17 protein-coding genes are annotated in these 21,602 nt (G+C 44.1%); 10 read left to right on the forward strand and 7 right to left on the reverse strand.

What is annotated here, in order from left to right; genetic code table 11:
* Positions 1-13: 13 nt before the first annotated feature.
* From FAM09_RS00900 to FAM09_RS00920, 5 genes are all read right to left on the reverse strand, one after another.
* Positions 14-343, reverse strand: coding sequence for a hypothetical protein (locus tag FAM09_RS00900; RefSeq protein ID WP_136575197.1), 330 nt, complete (start codon positions 341-343; stop codon positions 14-16).
* A 229-nt stretch (positions 344-572) separates the two neighbouring features.
* A complete protein-coding gene (locus FAM09_RS00905) occupies positions 573-1,655 on the reverse strand; it encodes a Gfo/Idh/MocA family protein (RefSeq protein ID WP_136575198.1) in 1,083 nt (360 codons plus the stop codon).
* 139 nt (positions 1,656-1,794) lie between these two features.
* Positions 1,795-2,553: a class I SAM-dependent methyltransferase gene (locus FAM09_RS00910; RefSeq protein WP_136575199.1), complete on the reverse strand. Its 759-nt coding sequence runs from the start codon at positions 2,551-2,553 to the stop codon at positions 1,795-1,797.
* A 5-nt stretch (positions 2,554-2,558) separates the two neighbouring features.
* A complete protein-coding gene (gene rpe, locus FAM09_RS00915; protein ID WP_136575200.1) occupies positions 2,559-3,212 on the reverse strand; it encodes a ribulose-phosphate 3-epimerase in 654 nt (217 codons plus the stop codon).
* 59 nt (positions 3,213-3,271) lie between these two features.
* Entirely contained in the window at positions 3,272-4,285 is a 1,014-nt protein-coding gene (locus FAM09_RS00920; protein WP_166436986.1) for a tetratricopeptide repeat protein, read from the reverse strand.
* A gap of 327 nt (positions 4,286-4,612) precedes the next feature.
* Here FAM09_RS00920 and FAM09_RS00925 point away from each other — a divergent pair, with 327 nt between their 5' ends.
* The 4 genes from FAM09_RS00925 to FAM09_RS00940 all read left to right on the forward strand — a co-directional run bounded on the left by FAM09_RS00925 (position 4,613) and on the right by FAM09_RS00940 (position 9,312).
* Positions 4,613-5,725, forward strand: a complete 1,113-nt coding sequence (locus FAM09_RS00925) for a TolB family protein (RefSeq protein WP_166436987.1) — start codon at positions 4,613-4,615, stop codon at positions 5,723-5,725.
* 126 nt (positions 5,726-5,851) lie between these two features.
* On the forward strand, positions 5,852-6,319 hold the full coding sequence (locus FAM09_RS00930; protein ID WP_136575203.1) for a hypothetical protein: 468 nt from the start codon (positions 5,852-5,854) through the stop codon (positions 6,317-6,319).
* Between the two features lie 512 nt (positions 6,320-6,831).
* On the forward strand, positions 6,832-8,157 hold the full coding sequence (locus FAM09_RS00935) for a hypothetical protein (protein WP_136575204.1): 1,326 nt from the start codon (positions 6,832-6,834) through the stop codon (positions 8,155-8,157).
* Between the two features lie 273 nt (positions 8,158-8,430).
* The gene (locus FAM09_RS00940) at positions 8,431-9,312 is read left to right on the forward strand and encodes a bestrophin family protein (RefSeq protein WP_136575205.1); all 882 of its coding nucleotides are present in this window, start codon (positions 8,431-8,433) and stop codon (positions 9,310-9,312) included.
* Positions 9,313-9,448: 136 nt separating this feature from the next.
* On the opposite strand, the gene FAM09_RS00945 is transcribed toward FAM09_RS00940, so the two are convergent.
* Positions 9,449-10,534, reverse strand: a complete 1,086-nt coding sequence (locus FAM09_RS00945; RefSeq protein ID WP_136575206.1) for a M48 family metallopeptidase — start codon at positions 10,532-10,534, stop codon at positions 9,449-9,451.
* Positions 10,535-10,823: 289 nt separating this feature from the next.
* On the opposite strand from FAM09_RS00945, the gene FAM09_RS00950 reads away from it, so the two are divergent.
* The 3 genes from FAM09_RS00950 (at position 10,824) to FAM09_RS00960 (ending at position 14,709) form a co-directional block, all read left to right on the forward strand.
* Positions 10,824-12,263, forward strand: a complete 1,440-nt coding sequence (locus tag FAM09_RS00950) for a DUF4403 family protein (RefSeq protein WP_136575207.1) — start codon at positions 10,824-10,826, stop codon at positions 12,261-12,263.
* Positions 12,264-12,560: 297 nt separating this feature from the next.
* Complete coding sequence (locus FAM09_RS00955; protein ID WP_208025460.1) at positions 12,561-13,148, forward strand: RNA polymerase sigma factor; 588 nt, start codon at positions 12,561-12,563, stop codon at positions 13,146-13,148.
* Positions 13,132-14,709, forward strand: coding sequence for a porin family protein (locus FAM09_RS00960; protein ID WP_136575208.1), 1,578 nt, complete (start codon positions 13,132-13,134; stop codon positions 14,707-14,709). Before FAM09_RS00955 ends, FAM09_RS00960 begins: the two co-directional genes overlap by 17 nt.
* A gap of 145 nt (positions 14,710-14,854) precedes the next feature.
* Here the strand turns inward: FAM09_RS00960 and FAM09_RS00965 are convergent, their stop codons facing one another.
* On the reverse strand, positions 14,855-15,238 hold the full coding sequence (locus FAM09_RS00965) for an SET domain-containing protein (protein WP_136575209.1): 384 nt from the start codon (positions 15,236-15,238) through the stop codon (positions 14,855-14,857).
* 219 nt (positions 15,239-15,457) lie between these two features.
* Here FAM09_RS00965 and mgtE point away from each other — a divergent pair, with 219 nt between their 5' ends.
* The 3 genes from mgtE to glmS all read left to right on the forward strand — a co-directional run bounded on the left by mgtE (position 15,458) and on the right by glmS (position 21,568).
* Positions 15,458-16,840: a magnesium transporter gene (gene mgtE / locus FAM09_RS00970; protein WP_208025461.1), complete on the forward strand. Its 1,383-nt coding sequence runs from the start codon at positions 15,458-15,460 to the stop codon at positions 16,838-16,840.
* A 153-nt stretch (positions 16,841-16,993) separates the two neighbouring features.
* On the forward strand, positions 16,994-19,390 hold the full coding sequence (locus FAM09_RS00975) for a prolyl oligopeptidase family serine peptidase (protein ID WP_136575210.1): 2,397 nt from the start codon (positions 16,994-16,996) through the stop codon (positions 19,388-19,390).
* Positions 19,391-19,726: 336 nt separating this feature from the next.
* Entirely contained in the window at positions 19,727-21,568 is a 1,842-nt protein-coding gene (glmS, locus tag FAM09_RS00980; RefSeq protein WP_136575211.1) for a glutamine--fructose-6-phosphate transaminase (isomerizing), read from the forward strand.
* Positions 21,569-21,602: the final 34 nt, after the last annotated feature.

Here is a 21,602-nt window from a genome sequence, read left to right on the forward strand (position 1 = left end):
GAACGAACTTCTATTACAAGTTAATTTCAAAAGTTTTTTGGATCCAGCCTGTGGTAAAGCCCACTACAACCAGTACAACAACTATAAGTAAAAGGATCGCCCATGCTGGTAATCCCCGGCGATGAACAGCCGTACGTTTTGTACCGTTACCATCACGATAATTGGTAACCAATTCATTTTCCCGTACCACTCTTGCTTTTATAACATATCCGGCGTACCGGCTGCTAAACGAATCTGCTTCAGCCTGGTTACGCACCATTTGTTCTGCCACAAACAATTCTCCGTTAGCCGAAGGTTGATATGCCTGTACTACTACCGGGAACTCTTTTTCGTTTATTACCATAACTCACGATTTGTTACTATATCATTTATGCAAAACCATTGCCATGAAGGCAACCCAATTATTGCCTGAAAATTAATGATCTCTGTTACTGAGGAATTATTTACTCAGCAACAGTTACATATTCTCTATCTCAATGGGGTCTTTCTTTTTCCTGGTGCACCGGGTAATAGCTTCTATAAATAGTAATTCTGTAGACTTTTTTTCTCAGGGAAGAAGGTTCGCTCCCCGGCTATAGTGGCCAGCGAACGGGTTGTCGCTCCTTCATGGAACGATATAAAGCAGTGAACAACTCCACCGTTTTTCTTCCTTCTTTCGCTGTTACCAGCGGTTCCCTGTTTTCGGCTATTGCTACAATGAAGTCCCTGTTCTGTTGACGGATATAATATTCCACGGGGTCTGAAGCATTGAATTCTGCAGTATCGGCAGCCTGCCAGGTTGCTAATTGTTGCTCGTCGCCGGGCACCGTCCAGATATCGTTTAACGGCGCTTCCAGGATCGTTGATTGTCCTGGTAAAAACATGGACCCGCCATCGGTTTGTACGCCAGCCGAAGCGCCATTAGAACCATGTATATGCACTTTACCATAAATGCCCGGTTTTTGTGCATTGCTTACAACAATGTTAGCAACTGCTCCACTCTTAAACCTGACAATGGCCACCGCGGTATCTTCTACTTCTATATACGGATGATTGATATTTTGCCAAACACCATACAACTCTTCCATTTCACTGCCCATATACCATAACAACAGGTCCAGTTGGTGCGGCGCCTGGTTTACCAGCACACCTCCTCCCTCCTGCTCCCAGTCCCCACGCCATGGATCGCTCTTGTAATATTTTTCATCGCGCCAGCCATACATCACCACTGTACCCAACATGGGCGTACCCATTTTACCATTATCAATCGCCTGCTTTATGCGCCGGCATGCGGGGTAGAACCGGCGCTGGCTCACCATGCCCAATTGTTTATTATACGTAGCGGCCGCTTCCATCATGGCATTACAATCTGCCAGTGAAACAGCCAGCGGTTTTTCTGTGAGCACATGCGCCCCGTTCTTCATAGCTATAATAGCAGCCTCCCGGTGCGCCGGGTGCGGCGTACATATAACTACCACCTGCACCTGCTCTCGTTGTATCATCTCTGCAATATCAGTATACGCTTTTACCCCAAAGCGGGCGGCTGTTGCAGTGGCCTTCTCTTCACTTCGGCTCTGCACGGCTACCAGTTCTGTTTCTGCAATATTTTTTAATGCCTGGGCATGTACCTGCGCAATTTTGCCACAACCGATTATTGCCGACCTTAACTTATTCATATGTTGCAGTTATTTTTATAATTAGCTTTTTCTTAAAGTAAGGCACATGTGTTTATTTGATTTTGGGATTTTGGGATTTTGGGATTTCTTTTAATTGAACATTTGGATTACATCCCCAAATCTCAAAATCTCTAAATCTCTAAATCCCGACATCCTTCTTCACCCTTCCCAACTTCAAAAACAAGGGAAAATAAAAATTCTTGTAATTATCATTCTGCCACAACTTCTCAATAGCCGCGGCCAGTTCATTTACCGGATTATATTGATGCGCCTTTATAAAATGCTGCACGCTCGACCAGGTATTGAAGTACCCGATCAGTTGCTGCCGGTTCCATTGAACGCTTATATGAAAATCTTTCGAGGGTAATGGTTCGTACGGAAAAGGAACGGTGGTGTAGTGATCATCGATATACCTTCTTTCCTTATCCCAATACGCGCCAACTTTGTCGCGATAAAATGTATTGATGAGTGTATTGATCGCCTCGTCTTCACACACCACCAGGCTGTAGCCCCAAATGGCTACCACGGCGCCCGGTTTTGCAATGCGCATTACTTCTTTTTCAAAGGCGTCAAACTGAAGCCAGTGATAGGCTTGCGCTACGGTAATGCAATCAAAACTGTTATTGCCGAATGGAGTTTGCTCTGCGGTGGTTACTGAATAGGTGATCTTTTCATGCGGCTGGGCTTGTTGCAATTGCTTTTCGCTGATATCCGTGGCCATTACCCGGTCAAAATAGCGCGCCAGTTCAACGGCCGCCTGCCCATTCCCAGTGGCGCAATCCCAGGCCAGCGTTCTGCTGTTTACATGCTGTACTATATACTCATATAACTCGCGCGGATAGCCCGGGCGGTATTGTGCGTATAATGATGCCTGGTTACTGAAAAGATCTTTTGCCATGCCTGCTATCTGGTTATTTTTTTCAACTGCGCAATGGTGTCTTTGGGATCTTTTGATTTGAACACCGTGTTGCCCGCCACCAGTACATGCGCACCGGCTTTAATGATATCGGGTGCATTTTGTAAGGTTACCCCGCCATCAATCTCTATTTTGGTAGCCAGTCCCTTTTCATCGATCATCCGGCGCAGGTTGGTGATCTTTTGCAGTGTTTGCTGAATAAATTTCTGTCCGCCAAAACCGGGGTTCACACTCATGATCAGCACCAGGTCAATATCATGCAACACTTCTTTCAGGGCTTCTACCGGGGTATGCGGATTCAGCGCTACGCCTGCTTGCATGCCCAACGATTTTATCTGTTCAATATTTCTATGTAAATGCGTGCAGGCTTCCAGGTGCACGGTTAAGATATCAGCGCCGGCCTTTTTAAAGTCTTCAACATATTTCTCGGGTTCCACGATCATCAGGTGCACATCACATACCTTGGTAGTGGCTTTTCGAATGAAATCAATGATCATCGGGCCGAACGTAATGTTGGGAACAAACCGTCCGTCCATAACATCCAGATGAAACCAATCGGCTTCACTCTCATTGACCATTTTACAATCTGCTTCCAGTGTAAGAAAATTGGCCGATAAAAAAGATGGTGCTACAATTGCCATGTAGTTGGTCTTAGTTTTTAGTTCTTAGTTTTTAGTTCCTGGTCCATTGATCCTGCTTCTTATTTCTTCATTCTCTCGATACCTTCCCGTGCTTCTTCAAAGTTTTTATCAATGGCTGCAGCACGTTGATAGTTCACCAGGGCCAGGTCTTTTTTTCCAAGCACTTCATAACAACGGGCCATCCAGTACCAGGCATCGGGATTGGTGTTTTGTACGGTGGCAGCCATGGTGAACACTTTTAATGCGCTGTCATATTTCTTCAGATCATGTAATACAATCCCTTTTTCAATATAGGCATCCGCAAATTTCCAGTCGCGGCTTATACATTCATTGAACATCTGCATAGCCTTATCGTATTGCTTCGTGTCTGAATAAAAACTGCCTTTCAGGTACAACACATCGTTGATAATACCTGAGGTGTCTTTGCGTATGAGGTCGTCACAAAGGGTGATCACTTTGGGATTCAGGGTAGCCGCATACAAACTTGCAAGGGCCAGCCCATTGTAATTAATAGGCTGAACTTTGTATGATTGTTCCAATGCCTCAATAGCTGCCGGGGTATCTTTTAACTGGGCTAACAATACCCCTTTTTCATACCACACTTCAAAATTGAGCGAGTCTTGTTGCGCCCATTCATTGTATTGTGAAATGGCTTTTTGGGGTTCGCCCATTTGGGTATAGGCCTCGCCTAAACGGCGATGCAGATCAGGATTGGCTGGCCATTTGGCCAGGCTTTCTTTTAACAGGCTGATCGCTTCTTCGGGCCGGTTTATCAGCATCAGGTTCGATACATATTGCAAGGCAATATGTTCCTCCGGTTTCAACTCCCAGGCCTTTTTATAATCAGCCATGGCAATTTCATGCCGGTTGTTTTGCGAAAGCAATACGGCTCTTTGTAAATACAGCTCGTGGTTTTGTGGAAATTGCTTAATGCTGTCGGTTAAACCTGCATAAAGAGGTGAGCTCAAAACTTTTTCTGCCGATTCCTTATCCTTGGTTCCGGAATTGCAACTGCATGCCCAACATAATACACCCATCAGCAATAAACCGGGTAAAGAGAACCATTTTTTCATCTGCGTTATATATTTTTCAAAGGCCGGCATGTTGAATGAATATTATAAATTACTTAAATATCCATGCCTCATCCGGGGCAAATCTAACCGATTTTTATAAAGTACTTATGACAATATTCTGACATGCAAACTATTTAACAAAAATTATCTTCATTAATGGTTATATGGATGGCCCGATGGTTAGATGGCTTAATGGTCGATTGCTCGATGGTTTGATGGTTTGATGGCTGCTGCAGCAATATTTAAATGCCTAAAATTCATTCGGAGGTCCGAACTTCGGAAATTATAACCATCAAGCAATCCAGCCATAAAACAATATATTTAGGTATGACAAAAAAATGGATGCTGCTTCCACTGCTGATTGGCATGACCGGTATTTTTATTACCGCATTTAATCACCAGCCATTGCCATCGGTTGTTCCTTCGCCACTTGCCGACACATTACTATACCCCGAAGAAAAGCATTTCAGGAACATTCAACAGTTGACGTTTGGCGGCGACAATGCCGAAGCTTATTTTAGCTACGATGGCCAATGGCTCGTTTTTCAACGCACCAGTGCAAAGGATGGCATCCCCTGCGATCAAATATTTGTTGGAAAGGTACCGGCGCCCGGCGCTCCCTTCCAATACAAAATGGTAAGCACCGGTAAAGGCCGCACCACCTGCGGCTTTTTTACAAAGGATGGCAAGCACGTCATTTATGCTTCTACCCACCTCGGCGGCGATAGCTGTCCGCCATTGCCCGACCGCTCGAAATATGGTAATAAATACATCTGGCCTTTGTACAGCAGCTACGATATTTTTATGGCCGACCTCAATGGGAAGATCGTTAAACGGCTAACCCATAGCAAAGGCTATGATGCTGAGGCCACACTTTCACCCGATGGCAAAAAAATGATCTATACCAGCGTTAAGGACGGCGATATTGACCTGTACATAATGGACCTGCAAACTGGTAAAGAAAAAAGGATCACCAACACACCGGGTTATGATGGCGGCGCCTGGTTCAGCCCCGATGGCAAAAAGATCATCTGGCGCGCTTCACGACCGCAAACACCCGAAGCATTACAATCTTACAAGGAACTATTGGCTGAAAACCTTGTAGCGCCTACGCAAATGGAAGTATTTATAGCCGATGCCGATGGCAGCAATGCGCACCAGGTTACACAATTGGGACAAGCCAATTGGGCGCCGGCGTTTATGCCCGATAGCAAACACATCATCTTCGCCTCGAACCATGAATACAAAAGAGGTTTTCCCTTTAATTTATATACCATGCCGGCAGATGGCGGTCAGTTGCAGAAGATCAGCCGCGACAAAGGGTTCGATGCATTTCCGATGTTCAGCCCCAATGGTAAGCAGATCGTTTTTTGCAGCAACCGCAACAACGGCGGAACACGCGATACGAATATCTTTATTGCCGATTGGACTGAAGAATAATGAATCTTGAATGTTGAATGATGAATGTCGAAGGCTTTTCCCAAGCCACTGAACTAAGAACTAAAAACCAAAAACTAAGAACTAAAAACTAAGAACTAAGCATTAGCTTTGCGCCAAATCTCCAATATGAATATTTTAGTTGCACTACATAACTTGCTTCGCTGGGTATTGTTAATACTGCTATTGGCTTCTATCGTAAAAAGCTTATCGGGTTTAAATGGTAAGAAAGCATTATCAGCAGGTGACAAGAAAATATGGTTGTTCACTATGATCTCGGCCCATACCCAATTCCTGGTTGGCCTGATCCTGTTGCTGTTTGGACGTTTCGGCATGTTCACGGCATCGCTGCCAGAAGGTACCAGCGTGATGAAAGATAGTTTTTACCGTTTCTTCTGGGTAGAACATACCACAATGATGCTGATTGCTATTGTACTGATAACGATCGGCAGAGGTCAGGCTAAAAAGTCAATACCCGATGCCGTTAAATACAAAAAAGCATTCTGGTTCTTTTTAATTGCGCTGATCGTAATATTAGCGGCTATTCCCTGGCCATTCCGGGAAGCTGTTAGTCGCCCATGGTTCCCGAGCCTGTAAGCGATGAATATAAAGTTTTTTTATATAAAAAATGCCACGTTGATATGTGTGGCATTTTTCTTTTTATAGGGTGTCATATTCAGTTACTGACTGCTATTATCATACGCCAATTTGTCTATCGGCACGAATAAAAACCCTCCTATCTGCTTCATTTCAATTCAATTATACCATTTACCATGACATATAACAAAATGAAATACAACACAATAATAGATATATAGCGGCGTTTTTGGAGGCAGTGCCGAACCACCTGAAGGCGGGAGCAGGACACTACAGGACATTCGTTTGAGAAAACACTATACATTTGTGCACCCAAACTTGACCCTAAAGGCCACGAATCCTCAACACTAATAACCTATCCTTAGTGGCTATGTGTAGTTCTATCGTATATATAAAAACGATATGCTTACTTGCTTGCTCCTGTTGAATAAAATTTCATAAAACTTATTGGTTCTGTATTTATTAGTTTAATATTTCGGCAGACTTTTTGAATTTCATACATAAACGTTATCATGACATTTAACACCTTGGCGAGAATCCGTACTAGCGTTTTATTTTTTTGCTTACTATTCTCCTGTTCCACCATTGTTGCCCAAAATCAAACCATCAATGCGGTGTATGCAGGTACTGCATATGAGTATGACCAGAGTTCTGATGCAGGCGAAATGGTTAGAACCGATTACGTGTTTTACTTCAGACCTAACTCTTCTTTTTGCAACGAACTGGATAAACCGGATTGGCAAAAAAAAGTGAACGGAACTTACTCTATTACAGGGAACCAACTGAAAATGAAATTCCTGAACGATGGTTCTGAAAAGATAATCCTGTTGAGCGTTACCGGCGAAACCGGTCAGTCAGGTGCTGCTACCTTTATCAAACTGAATATATCTAATACTGTACCTACCGGGTTTTACAAATATGTAAGATCAAGTGGTAAACAGGATGGTTTTTATTTTACCGACGGTAAATTCAAACGTACTACCAGCCTTACTACTGTTTCTGGTGGAAGCAACAATACCGGTGATAATGGTTCCTATACTATTAACCAAAGCCAGTTGGCGCTTAAGTACGACAATGGTCGCACAACCAATTATAGCTTTTTCACCAACGCTGATAAAAAATCAATTGTTGTTATCAATGGTGAGATCTATTATTCCGATGAAGAAGAACTGGCAAAGCATGTTGGCGAAGCAAATCCCGCAGCCGTTAAACAAAGCAATGCACTGGAAGCAGGTATGAACCTGTTGAAACAAGCCAATCAGGCCCATGGTGGTAAAAGCCTGGATGGCCTCACCACATTGAAAGCGGTGATGAACACCAACAATCTTACCCTGACCATGCAGGCTGACTATACCCGCCAGATAGTGCGCCTGGAATCGGCACTGCAAGGCAATACCATTCTGTTAGAGCAAATGGAAGGCAACAGCGGCTGGAGCTTTGATGGAACGGGTTATGCAACCCTGTCGCCACAACGGGTTGTAGAATTGAAGCGCTACCTCTATTGTGGTTTATTAGGATTAAAATCGGATGTGCTGGCAAAATCAACTGCCACTTTACAAACGCAGCAATATGAACTGTCGTCAATAATGGTGGCGGTGAACAGTATGCGCGTCGGTTATATTATCAATAACCGCAACAACCGCCTGGAAGCGCTGATCATGGTTGATCCTCTGAGCGGTACTACTACCTTTACCTATTCTGATTTCAAGAAAACAGGCAACATTTTGTTACCATATACCGAGATCATGCAGGCTGGTAAGCACGCACAAACCATCACCTATGAGAGCTATGAAGTTAACCCAACTTTCCCGGCCAATACCTGGGCGAAACCTAAGTAGGTTTGTGGTTTATGGTTTGTTGTTTGTGGTTGCTACCGCGCATTGAGCAGTGCTTACTATAGGCAGCCGCATAAAGTTTGGAAATGTTAAGTCATAATACCAAGGCCTTGAGGATTTAAACCCTCGGGCCTTTTTATTTTCCAGCTTCTTACCTCCGACTTCCTACTTCTTACTTCCCTCTCCATCAACTTGTCAACTTGTTAACCTGTCAACCTACCTACCCGCTTCTTCCCACTAGCTATTTTCCGTAACTTGCCACCCAGAACAGCCACTATGATCACATACAATCCTAAAGACTGGTTTACTTTTATATTCCGCTTTCATAAAGCCGATACCCTTCGACAACTGGCACCCCTTATTATTGGAATATGTGCCTATTGCTGGATCATTGCATACCTGGAGCTGAATGTGTTTAAGCTATCTAAAAGCAGCCATATAACAAATATAACCTCTATGCATAGCCTCCTCAGCTTCGTTATCTCGATGCTGCTGGTATTTCGTACCAACACGGCATATGATCGCTGGTGGGAAGGGCGAAAATTATGGGGTTCCCTGGTAAACAACAGCCGTAACCTGGCTATTAAACTGCACAGCATGCTGGGGGTTGAAGATGAAGTGCACAGGTCGTTCTTTAAAAAGATCATTCCCATGTATGCGTCGGTATTGTCGCATCATTTGCATGCAGAATCTACGCGCCTGGCTTTGGATGAACAGGAGCAGCCTGAATTGCGCAACCTCGATACCAACCGTCATATACCCAACCAGGTAGCCAGCCTGCTGATACAGCGGGTGAACAGGTTGTTTGAAGAAGGGAAGATCAAAGGCGAGCAGTTGATCATTCTCAATAACGAACTGCAATCATTTACCGATATCTGTGGCGCCTGTGAGCGCATCAAGAATACGCCTATCCCCTTTTCATATAGCGTGTTCCTGAAAAAATTCATCTTCTTTTATGTAATGACCCTGCCCTTCAGCTTTGTCATTAGCCTGGGCTATATTGCCATACCAGTGGTAGCTTTTATTTTTTATGTACTGGCCAGTCTTGAACTGGTGGCAGAAGAAATTGAAGACCCGTTTGGCGGCGATGAAAATGACCTGCCCATGAATAAAATGGCGCAGAACATTAAAAAGCACGTAACGGAAATACTGGGTTAACCAGTATGATTGCTTAATGATTCGATGGATAGATGGCTGAATTCTCCGACTGTTCAGTATAATGCATTTTATCGAACGATTCGCAATTCACGAGTCTCAATCATCAAGCCATTAAACAATTAAACCATTTAACCAGTTACTCATATATGTCGTGAAATAACTTTTTCAAATTATCATTGGAAGTGGTTACGGCAGGCAATTGTTTCATCTTTTCTTCAATATTCTGAATGCGGTCTTTAAAAACCGGGTGGGTGCTTAAAAAAGAAGCCGGTTCACTTCCACCACTTTCCTTTTGCAACATATTCATCAAACGAACCATGCCCTGCACATTGATGTTATTTTTTGACATCAGTTGCAGGCCGTTGTTATCGGCCTCTGTTTCGAGCGCCCGGGAGTATTCGAGTTGCTTTAATTGATTGGCGTTATTCACCACTACCGAAGTAACACCCGATTCATTGCCTACGATCAGTGCAATAAACATGCTGCGCGCCAGGTCGCGAAAGATATTACGCAAAGAATGGCGCAACGCAACATGTGAAGCTTCATGACCAAGCAGGGCAGCCAGTTCTTCCGGCGTTTTCATATTATCTAAAATAGAACTATACACAACAATATGACCGCCGGGTATGGCAAAGGCATTCATGTCGTTCGATTCCACTACAGTTATTTGAACAGGGTATCCTGTTTCATAGTGTAATTGCTTATAAAAATCATTCAGGATAGCTGTTTTACGGGCGTCCACTTTATATTGTTGTATCACCGACTGGTACATTTGCTCGCCCATGCTGACCTCCTGTTCTTTTGCAAATCCTTTCGCCATCCGTTCACCCAGCCAGGGCACCAACCACAGGTATAAGCCTACCAGTATAGCAAGAAGGATCAAGGCAATTATTCCCAATTTCATCCAAACACTGCCCAGTACGCGGGTATGCGTGTTACCAAAGGCCCGGTGATGTGAAAGGGTTTTCTTAAGCGCCTGTATAAACTGTTCGTCGCGGATGCACAGACGTTCCGTTTCTCCCCTGTTGTTTTTATATTGTAATTCGCTTTGTATGGTCTGTTGCAGAAAGCCGGTAATATCCTTTGTAAGCCAGTACACATCTTTTTCCTGGTTATTTTCATTAAGGTACCGGATGGTAATGGTAACAGCCGACAGAAAAATGGTGGCCGGATAAGAGCGGCCAGCAGCATCATAGTAAATAGCAGAAAAAGTAGTACTCATGCTGCAAATTACGAAGTAGGAGATTCAATTTCTGATTTTGAGATTTAGAGATTTTGAGATTTCATCAAGCTTTTACCCTCTAATTAATCTCAAAATCCCCAAATCCCGAAATCTCTAAATTTCTTACTCATAAATTCAATTTCTCATTTTGAGATTTAGAGATTTTGAGATTTCATCAAGCTTTTACCCTCTAATTAATCTCAAAATCCCCAAATCCCGAAATCTCTAAATTTCTTACATCTCCTACTTCGGCCTTATATTTGATTAAAGAAACTTTTTCTCCCTTAATATGAAACATATCTTTGGTATTCTGCCTGTAGTAGCCTTACTTATCTGTATCACAGCCTGTAACAGCAGCAAAAAAGTAACTATTCAACCCACAACCGAAACCCCGGCGCGGCTTTTACCGGCGTTGCCTTCTTCCCAGATCAATATACCTTTCAAGATATACATGAGGCCTTTGCTGGCTATAATGGATTCAGGGACCGCCAGGGAATTCACCAACGATAAATGGCCCAATTACACGCAATCGGGCTGTGATTTCCGTTATAAATTCCGCTTTGTGCGTTCTAATTTTGTTTTTGGCTGCGTTAATAATAAAGTCACCATTGGTTTTCGCGGCAATTACCAGATCGCGGGCAGTAAAGCAGTATGCGCATTCGATAAACAGGTATCGCCCTGGGTAAGCGGCAGTTGTGGTTTTGGTAATGAAGCCCTGCGCCGGGTTGACCTGAACATCAGTTCCAACCTTACCCTGCTTCCCAATCACCAGGTGCTTACCGCAACCAAATTAGATAAACTGAATCCGCTTGATAAATGCGAGGTCACCCTCATGCAAAACGACATGACCGGTGAAATTATGGACAGTATCAAAGCATCGATAGAAAGTTATTGCTCTTCCTTCGATAAGTTTGTTCAAACCCTGAACAACAATGAAATGCTGCGCCAGTGGCGGAGTGGAGGCAGCCGCGTTATGCCCATCAGCACCTATGGTTTTTTAAACCTCAATCCATCCATGCTGCGCGTTAGCAAATTCAATGTATTCAGGGATACATTATACTTTTCGATCGGTTATAGCGGTCAGCCTAAATTCTCGTCAGACAGCTTACGCCTGGTGACCCGCGCTGCGCTGCCACCCATCAGCAATTCTGATTACACCGCCGGCATCAGCACTTACCTGGATGCCGTTTACCAATACAGTTTCTTTAACAAGCTCATGAACGACAGTTTGGTGAATAAACCTTTTGAAGTGGAAGGAAGAACGTTCGTGATTAAGGATGTAAACATCAGCGGCACCAACGATGGTAAAATACAGGTAGATGTTTCTTTCACCGGAAACCGCAAAGGCGTACTGCACCTGAAAGGCACGCCCATTCTGGATGCCGAGAAACAGGTATTGTCAATGCCCGATATAAGCTTTGCCGTTGATACAAAAGACATGATGATCAATATTGCCAAGGCGCTGTTCCGCAAAAAGATCATGAAGCAGTTGGCCAACCAGTCGGTGCTGGACATTGCCGCCCTGATAGAAAAAAATAAGGCCGCTATTGAAGCCCGGTTAAATCAAACCGTAACACCCTGGATGAGTACCACCGGTACCTTTCAACAGTTCCGCCTGGTAGGGTTACTTCCGCAAAAAGATTACATCCAGGTGCAGGCCTATATCCGCGGTACGCTCATGATCATCGGGCAGCCGCCTGCAAGTATGCTGGCCGGAGGTAAGAAGTAAGAAGTAAGAAGTACGAAGAAAACTTTTTTCAGCAGTCCTTCTAATTCTGACATAAAATATGCAACCCGGTATTAATTTAACCTGAATCGCTGTTGAATCAGGTTAAATTAATATTGAAAACTGACAACGAACGACTACCTCGTTCTCCTTATTTCGATTACATTTGCAATCAGACTCATATAAAACCAAAAACTTTTCTTAAAACCGCAGGCAACCCGGTAACCTTTTCCACCGTAATAGCCATTGAGTTATGAAAAACAATGAATTAGCAATGTAATATCCCGCAAACCAACACCCTTGCTAGATAACTCAAACATTTCCTCATTATTGAGCGGCTGTCGCAAAAATGAACGCAGCAGTCAAAAGGAGTTGTATTACCTGCTCCGGGGATTCGCTATGAAAATCTGTTACCGGTATACTAATGCTATGGAAGAGTGCGAGGAGATTGTGAATGAAGGATTTGTAAAACTCTTCAAGAATATTCATCAATTTGATGAAACCCGGCAGGAGGATACTTTACTATCGTTGAAAGGATGGTTCAAACGAATCTTAATTAATACTTGTATTGATCATTACCGAAAATCCAATTCGTCGGTCAATGGCCACGTACTTACGCATGAATCAGAAACCATTGCAGATCAGGGAGAAAACGGTCTTGATATGTTATCTTACAAAGAAATTATTGAAGCCATCCGGTTGTTATCACCGGCATACCGGGCGGTATTCAATTTATTTGTTATTGAAGGGCTTAGCCATGAAGAAATTTCGCAAACACTGGGAATTTCAGTGGGGGCATCCAAATCCAACCTATCAAAGGCCAGGGACAACCTGAGAAAACTATTGCAGAATAAAAATCTTATTAAAGCGTATGTATCCCCTCCATGATAATGACCTAGACCGTTTAAGCCGCGAAGCTGCCGAGCACTTCGAGGTGGAGCCAGGCGCTTCTGGGTGGGAACATCTGGAAAGGCGACTTGACCAGGAGTTGCCGCAGGAGAAAAAAAAGCGGCGCTTCCTGTTCTGGCTGTTTTTGATTACCGCTACCACCGGCGGCGCTTTAATCGGCATCATGAAATACAAGCCGGTAACACCTCTGGCTAAGGACAATATCTCCCGGGTAACTACCCCGGCAGAGAAGCCATCTTCTGTGCAGCAGAATAATGAAACCAATGCTACCCCGGTTGGTTCCGAAAAAAACAATCCGGCTACCGCTACCTATTCAACACCGGTGGGGCCATCACAAACAACCGGCAATACAACTGCCAATACACAACCGGTTGCCGGCAACCAGCAGCAGCCGTCGGCTTCATTGACCGATCCCAAACCCAGTACCACCGGCAATAATCAGCCAGGTACTGCTTCTACATTGGTTACAACACCTGACAAAAACGCTATAAAGCCAGTTGTAAAAACAAGCAACAGAAAATCGAATCCGGTTGCGAATGAGCCGGGCGTTGATAAAACACCGCTCACATTAAATTATGCCACTATCACTCCGCAAACCCGGGGAAAAGATGGCCGGCAGTCAACAAAAGCATCCAAACGTAAACCGGGCCAACGCCAACGCACTACAGCAGGTAAAAACAGCCAGATTGTAAACACAGTTCCAGACAATACAACGGAGCCTGATAACAAGATCGCTACCATCGATCAAGATACAAACGGGGAACCTGCTGATAAAAATACTGATCCATCAGTTACTTCTTCAACAACGCAACCGGCAACGAATAGCATGTTGGCAGACGCGGAGAAGAACAACAATACGGTTACTCCTCCAGCAGCAGATTCTACCAAAACACTTGCGGAGCAGCCTACAAAAAAAGAAGCCGGTCGGGGAAAAGATAAAATTAAACAACCATTGGAAATTGGTTTGATGGCTGGTCCTGATTTGAGCACGGTTAAATTTGGGCCGATGTATAAAACCGGCTATATTTTTGGCTTGCAGGTAGGTTACCGGTTCTCGAACCGCTGGTCGGTGAATACCGGTGTTATATACACTAAAAAGTTTTACAAGGCCGATGGTGAGGATTTCCATTACAAAAACCAATGGAACTGGGAAATCGATAATGCAGAAGGCAATTGTTCTATGTGGGAGATCCCGGTTAACGTGCGCTATGATTTTTCATTCAATACTAAACGGCGCTGGTTTGCCAGCGCAGGCGCATCTACGTATTTGATGGATAAGGAATATTACATGATAAATTATAATGTGAATGGTAATATATATCCTTACCCTTATAATACTGATACCAACAAAAATTATTTTTTCTCTATACTGAACCTGTCGGGAGGTATGGAACGCTCACTGGGTAAACGGTTCTCGCTACAGGCAGAACCTTATTTAAAAATACCATTGCAGGGCTTGGGCACGGGTAGTATACGCATGGATAGTTATGGTATTTTATTTACGCTGAAGTATAAACCCGTATTTAATTCGAAAAAGTAAGCATCCAATAAATAGCAAACAGCTATTTTGTATTCACACTTTGAGATCAACACCTACGCTGCTCTAATATACTATTAGGGCAGTTTTTTTTGTGAATGGTCAATCGTGCACTCGTTGCCTCTATGCCTTGTTGCCTCGTTGCCTTTCAAACTGCCTCAAACCACAATTTCTTCTCATCATTCCAATCGCCATTGTAATTGATGAATAATTCTTCACCCGACTTTATAGCCCGCACGGTTTTAATAGTAATGAGGTCGCTTTCATAATCCATTTCATATTCGCAGTTCGATTTATAGGCATGATTATATATCGGCACATACCCCAGCGCCATGCAACACTGTTGCTGATCATCACCCCATTCAAAAATATAATCGTGCAATAAGGTCTGGTCTATCAGAGTACGGTCTTTCCTGCTCATTACGATCACCGGTGCAATTTCAATAACAGTACCGGCCTTCAGCTTTTCCGATGTAAATACACCCCGACCCATTTCTTTGGTTGGAGCGATGTACAGACAAGGTAGAATCATTATTATTGCTTGATTGTTTTATGGTTTAATGGTTGGGTCGTTAATCAATCAGCGTTTGCTTTTTGCGAAGATACCTTAATTAAATAGATGGTTCGATTATTGAATGGTCATATGGCTGGTTAAAAAGCAGTTCGTCTGCGATCAGCATTTCCGAACTGCAGGAAAATAACCATTAACCCATTAAGCAATCAAACCATCATATTACGGTAATTTTGACCCATGAGCATGGAAATAGAAAATGCCAGAGAGCAATTCCTGCACCTGATCCGCCAGGAAGACGTGTTACAGATGCGGGAGTTTTTGAATGACCAGAATATCAGCGAAGTGGCTGAACTGATCAATGAATTTCCGGAATATTCAAGCCAGATCATTGGCAACATGAGTATTCACCGGGCATCCAGTGTATTCAAAATACTTGACCTGCCGGCGCAGAAAGCGATCATCCAGGAATTACCACCCTTTAAAACAGCCGAACTGTTGAACGAGTTACCGGCCGACGACCGCACGTCGTTCCTGGAAGAACTGCCCAGCGAGGTGGTAAAAGAGCTCATTAAACTGCTTGATCCCGATGAACGCAGGGTAACCCTCTCGCTGCTCGGTTACCCCGAAAGCAGCGTAGGCCGGCTGATGACCCCCGATTATATTGCGGTTGGGGTTGACTGGACCGTGCAGGAAGTGCTGGACCATATTCGCGAAGTAGGCAAAGACAGTGAAACCATTGATGTGATCTATGTGGTGAACGACCGCGGTGAGTTTATTGATGATATGCGGATCAGGGAGATCATTCTTACCAACCCGCAAAAAAAAGTAGATGAAATTATTGATAACCGTTATATAACATTACACGTAAATGACGACCAGGAGGTGGCTAACCAAACCTTCAAAATGAACAACCGCATGGCCCTGCCGGTAGTGGATGATAAAAACATCCTGCTCGGCATTGTGACCATCGACGACGTGTTGTGGGTAGCCAATGAAGAATTCAGCGAAGACATTCAAAAGATCGGGGGTACCGAAGCGCTGGACGAGCCTTACCTGGAAATGCCCATCATGAAACTCTTTAAAAAGCGCGTGGTGTGGTTGATCGTATTATTTTTAGGTGAAATGTTGACCGCAACCGCCATGGGTTATTTTGAAGATGAAATTGCCAAAGCGGTAGTGCTGGCTTTGTTTGTTCCGCTCATTATTTCAAGTGGTGGGAACAGCGGTTCCCAGGCAAGTACGCTTATCATTCAGGCGATGGCAGTAGGTGAGATCACCATTACCGACTGGTGGCGGGTAATGCGGCGCGAGATCATTTCCGGTTTAATGCTGGGCACGGTATTAGGACTGATCGGCTTTATACGCGTAGCTTTATGGAACAGCATTTTTCATACCTATGGCAATCATACTGTCATGATCGGTAGTACAGTAGGCTTGTCATTAATTGGGGTTGTTTTATGGGGTACGGTTTCAGGTTCCATGCTGCCCATCATATTAAAAAAATTAGGCGCCGACCCCGCTACATCCTCTGCACCGTTTGTGGCCACCCTGGTTGATGTAACCGGTCTGGTGATCTACTTCTCGGTAGCATATGTTTTTCTGAGCGGCATACTGTTATAAATAGAGAATATTGAATATTGAACCGCAGAATGTCCAATGCTGAAGTATAAATACAAATACAAATTTCAAACTTCTGTATTTCACTTCAACATTCTACATTGAACATTCGATATTCGGTATTATCATTTACCATTTTCGGCTTAATTTCCCTCCATGAAAAAACTACTGCTCCTGCTGTTGTTACAGCCAGCCCTTACCTATAGCCAGCTTAGTCCGTTAAGTGTAGAAAAAATAATGCGCGACCCGAAATGGATAGGCACCTCTCCCACTACTCCCCAATGGACAGCCGATGGAAAATACCTGCTGTTTAACTGGAACCCACAAAAAACAGCTTCCGATTCTCTATACTATATTACGCCTGCTTCCACTGTTCCGCAAAAATCTACCTGGGCATTTCGCCAGGCGGCCATCACCGAAAACCAGGTTGAGTATAATTCGCAACGCGATCAATATGTATATGTACAGGACGGCGACATTTACCTGGTAACTATTAAAACAGGTACCAATCGTAGGGTAACACAAACAGTTGCTGTAGAAAGCAACCCGCAGTTCTCCTTCAACGATCATAAAATAGTATACATCCGCGAACAAAATGCCTGGGCCTGGGATATACAAACCGGGTTAACTACCCAGCTCACCAATTTTCAATCAACCACAACGCCAGCCAGCGCTACTGCCGCTTCCATCAAACGCAGCAACCAGCAGGAAAAGTGGCTGCAGCAGGAAGCCCTCGAAAATTCAATCGTATTACAACGACGCAAACAGAAAAAAGAATTGACCGATTCCATGCTGAAGCAATTCATCAGGGAAAAAATATTACGTGCTATTCCGCTCAACGGCAAAACCATGTCGATGCTTACGATCAGCCATAATGGGCGGTTTATTGCTTACCGGTTAATCGCCACCGCTACAGGAAAATCAACTATAGTACCCAGTTATGTAACTGAAAGTGGCTTTACCGAAGATATTGGAGCACGCACTAAGGTAGGCACTATCCAAAGCACCCAGGAATTGTTTGTTTTCGACACCCAGAAAGACACGGTACTGGCTGTTAAAACAGATTCTATTCCCGGTATTCGCGATCTGCCTGACTTTTTAAAAGATTATCCAACTGCTTATAAAGAAAAGTCCCAAACCCCTCCGCTGCGGCCGGTAAACTTCATCAATACCACCTGGGCGCCTGATAATAATTATGCAGTGGTAGAAGTGCGGGCACAGGACAATAAAGACCGCTGGCTGTTATTGCTTGATGGTGAAACGGGTCGGTTGTCATTGCTCCACAGGCAAAGAGACGAGGCCTGGATCGGTGGCCCCAGCGCCAGTGGTTTTCCCACCTTTAATTCAGGCTTTATCAATGATCAAACATTTTGGTTTCAGTCAGAAGCTACCGGTTATTCGCATTTATATACCATCAATGTAATAACAAAAGAAAAGAAAGCGCTCACCAGTGGTAATTATGAAGTATTGAATACCCAGTTGTCGAAAAGCAAAAAATATTTTTACCTGACTACCAATGAAGCGCATCCGGGTGAACAACATTTTTACCGGCTGCCCGTAACAGGCGGAAAAGCAGAACGCATTACCACGTTAACAGGTTCAAACCAGGCAAGCCTGTCACCTGACGAAAAATGGATCGCCATTTTGTATTCATATAGCAACAAACCCTGGGAACTGTACCTGCAACCAAATAGTTCTACCCCTGGCACTGCAAGCAAAACAAAACCCATACAAATTACCACGCTGGCGCAAAGCGAGGAATTTAAATCATACCCCTGGCGCGATCCGGAAGTGATCACTTTTACTGCCCGCGACAGCGCCCAGGTGTACGCCCGGCTGTTCCGCCCGGCGCAATCCCATGCCAGTAAACCGGCTGTGATCTTTGTACATGGGGCAGGTTATTTGCAAAATGCCCATAAATGGTGGAGTAGCTATTACAGAGAATATATGTTCCATAACCTGCTTGCCGATAATGGCTATACCGTGTTGGATATTGACTATCGCGGCAGCGCCGGCTATGGGCGCGATTGGCGCACAGGTATTTACCGCTATATGGGCGGGAAAGACCTGGACGATATTGAAGACGGGGCCCGCTACCTGGTGCAAAAACAAGGGGTGAACGCCCAACATATTGGATTATATGGGGGATCATATGGTGGTTTTATAACTTTAATGGCTTTATTCACAAAACCTCGTATATTTGAGGCCGGAGCCGCGTTACGGCCCGTTACCGACTGGGCCCATTACAATCATGGCTATACCTCCAATATTTTAAATGAACCTTTTAGTGACAGCATTGCGTATCATCGCAGTTCTCCCATAAACTTTGCATCAGGCTTGAATGATCATTTGCTGATTTGCCACGGAATGATCGACGTAAATGTTCATTTTCAGGATGTTGTACGTCTTACGCAGCGCCTGATCGAATTAGGCAAAGACAATTGGGAACTCTCCGTGTATCCGATGGAAGATCATGGCTTTATAGAGCCTGAAAGCTGGACGGACGAATACAAAAGAATCTTCCGGTTATTTGAAACCTGGCTAAAAAAGTAATCCATTTTTCCTTTACTGTTTATGTGAAATGCCGAACGCAAAACACTGAATGCCGAACGCTTTTCCGAATATCGGGCTATCTGAGTTCATTCGGTCGGTTCTTGTTGCGGGAAGGCGCGTTAAGCGTTAAGCGTTAAGCCTTCGGCATTAAGCGTTAAGCGTACCACTTAAATGGTATGTTAACCTTGCGTGTTTTTGCTAACGGTATGGCTTTTTTTTTGATAATATTGCGCAACCGTTTGCGATTTTCGGCATTGCAACATTAATTTATACTCAACACAACAGTGAACCTGTTGACTCAACACTTAATATTTGTAAAACTTAAACCCTGTAATTATGTGCGGAATTGTAGCATATATAGGAAATAAGCAAGCTTACCCGATCATTTTAAAAGGATTAAAAAGACTCGAATACCGTGGATACGACAGCGCCGGCGTTGCCCTTCTGAACTCCGGTCTAAATGTTTACAAGAAAAAAGGTAAAGTAGCCGACCTTGAAGAAACCCTCGTAGGAAAAGATCTGCATGCGCACATCGGCATTGGCCATACCCGCTGGGCTACCCATGGCGAACCTTGCGATCGCAATGCCCACCCGCACTTATCAGAAAATGGAAAACTGGCTATGATCCACAACGGGATCATTGAAAACTATAACCAGTTAAAAAGCGAGTTACAGAAAAAAGGTTATTCTTTCATCAGCGATACCGATACAGAAGTACTGCTGAAGTTCATTGAAGATATTCAGCAAAACAATAAGTGCAGCCTCGAAGAAGCAGTACGTGTTGCCCTGAAACGTGTGGTTGGCGCCTATGTAATTATTTTAATTGATCAGGATAACCCTGATACATTGATTGCCGCCCGCAAAGGAAGTCCGCTCGTAATTGGTATTGGCAAGAACCGCGATGAGCATTTTCTCGCATCTGACGCCTCCCCCATCATTGAATACACCAAAACAGTGGTGTATGTAAACGATTATGAACTGGCCATCATAAAACCCGATGAACTGATCTTAAAAAATCTGGGTAATGAAAAGATCACGCCGTTCGTACAACAGCTCGACCTGGAACTGGCAGCTATTGAAAAAGGCGGTTACGAACATTTCATGCTGAAAGAGATCTTTGAACAACCCAGCACCGTGTTCGATTGCTTACGCGGTCGTGTAGATGCAGCCAATGGCACCATCACCATGGCTGGTGTTGAAAACAATATTGAACAATTGAAAAATGCGCAACGCATTATCATTATTGCCTGCGGAACCAGTTGGCATGCCGGTTTGCTGGCTGAATATATTTTTGAAGAACTATGCCGTGTTCCGGTTGAAGTGGAATATGCATCGGAATTCCGCTACAGGAACCCGGTTATACATAAAGGCGATGTGATCATTGCAGTATCGCAAAGTGGTGAAACAGCCGATACGCTGGTAGCCATTGAAAAAGCAAAAGAACAAGGCGCATTAATATTTGGTATCGTGAACGTGGTAGGTTCTTCTATTGCCCGCGTATCACAGGCAGGCGCATACACCCATGCTGGTCCTGAAATTGGGGTTGCCAGTACCAAGGCCTTTACCGCCCAGTTGGCTGTATTGACCATCATTGCGCTGAAACTAGGTTATGAAAAAGGCACTATCGATAATAAACGCTTCCTGCATTTAATGAATGAGCTGGAAGCGATCCCGGAAAAAATACCAGCCACCTTGCAACAGGCAGAAGCCGTAAAACAACTGGCTTATAAATACAAAGATGCCCGTGACTTCCTGTATTTAGGTAGGGGTTACAACTTCCCCATTGCCCTGGAAGGCGCGTTAAAGCTGAAAGAAATTTCATATATTCATGCAGAAGGCTATCCCGCCGCAGAAATGAAACACGGCCCCATTGCGTTGGTCGATGAAAACCTGCCCGTGGTATTCATTGCCACCAAAGACTCTTACCATGAAAAGATCATCAGCAATATCCAGGAAATAAAAGCCCGGAAAGGGAAAGTGATAGCCGTTATCACCGAAGGTGATGATGTAATAACAAAAATGGCTGATGATGTAATTGTAGTACCCGCTGCCGATGAGCTTGTAGCACCTATGCTCAGCGTTATTCCCATGCAGTTGCTGGCCTACTTTATTGGCGTAGCAAAAGGACTGGATGTTGATAAGCCGAGAAATTTGGCCAAGTCAGTTACAGTTGAGTAAACTGAAAAAATGAGTGATAAGTTAAAATAAGAAA

The organism is Niastella caeni (assembly GCF_004834005.1).
Lineage (GTDB): Bacteria > Bacteroidota > Bacteroidia > Chitinophagales > Chitinophagaceae > Niastella > Niastella caeni.

Bases quoted from the DNA above. Each gene is read 5' to 3' on its own strand.
- FAM09_RS00900 (WP_136575197.1), bottom strand. From the start codon at position 343: ATGGTAATAAACGAAAAAGAGTTCCCGGTAGTAGTACAGGCATATCAA.
- FAM09_RS00905 (WP_136575198.1), bottom strand. From the start codon at position 1,655: ATGAATAAGTTAAGGTCGGCAATAATCGGTTGTGGCAAAATTGCGCAG.
- FAM09_RS00910 (WP_136575199.1), bottom strand. From the start codon at position 2,553: ATGGCAAAAGATCTTTTCAGTAACCAGGCATCATTATACGCACAATAC.
- rpe (WP_136575200.1), bottom strand. From the start codon at position 3,212: ATGGCAATTGTAGCACCATCTTTTTTATCGGCCAATTTTCTTACACTG.
- FAM09_RS00920 (WP_166436986.1), bottom strand. From the start codon at position 4,285: ATGAAAAAATGGTTCTCTTTACCCGGTTTATTGCTGATGGGTGTATTA.
- FAM09_RS00925 (WP_166436987.1), top strand. From the start codon at position 4,613: ATGACAAAAAAATGGATGCTGCTTCCACTGCTGATTGGCATGACCGGT.
- FAM09_RS00930 (WP_136575203.1), top strand. From the start codon at position 5,852: ATGAATATTTTAGTTGCACTACATAACTTGCTTCGCTGGGTATTGTTA.
- FAM09_RS00935 (WP_136575204.1), top strand. From the start codon at position 6,832: ATGACATTTAACACCTTGGCGAGAATCCGTACTAGCGTTTTATTTTTT.
- FAM09_RS00940 (WP_136575205.1), top strand. From the start codon at position 8,431: ATGATCACATACAATCCTAAAGACTGGTTTACTTTTATATTCCGCTTT.
- FAM09_RS00945 (WP_136575206.1), bottom strand. From the start codon at position 10,534: ATGAGTACTACTTTTTCTGCTATTTACTATGATGCTGCTGGCCGCTCT.
- FAM09_RS00950 (WP_136575207.1), top strand. From the start codon at position 10,824: ATGAAACATATCTTTGGTATTCTGCCTGTAGTAGCCTTACTTATCTGT.
- FAM09_RS00960 (WP_136575208.1), top strand. From the start codon at position 13,132: ATGTATCCCCTCCATGATAATGACCTAGACCGTTTAAGCCGCGAAGCT.
- FAM09_RS00965 (WP_136575209.1), bottom strand. From the start codon at position 15,238: ATGATTCTACCTTGTCTGTACATCGCTCCAACCAAAGAAATGGGTCGG.
- mgtE (WP_208025461.1), top strand. From the start codon at position 15,458: ATGAGCATGGAAATAGAAAATGCCAGAGAGCAATTCCTGCACCTGATC.
- FAM09_RS00975 (WP_136575210.1), top strand. From the start codon at position 16,994: ATGAAAAAACTACTGCTCCTGCTGTTGTTACAGCCAGCCCTTACCTAT.
- glmS (WP_136575211.1), top strand. From the start codon at position 19,727: ATGTGCGGAATTGTAGCATATATAGGAAATAAGCAAGCTTACCCGATC.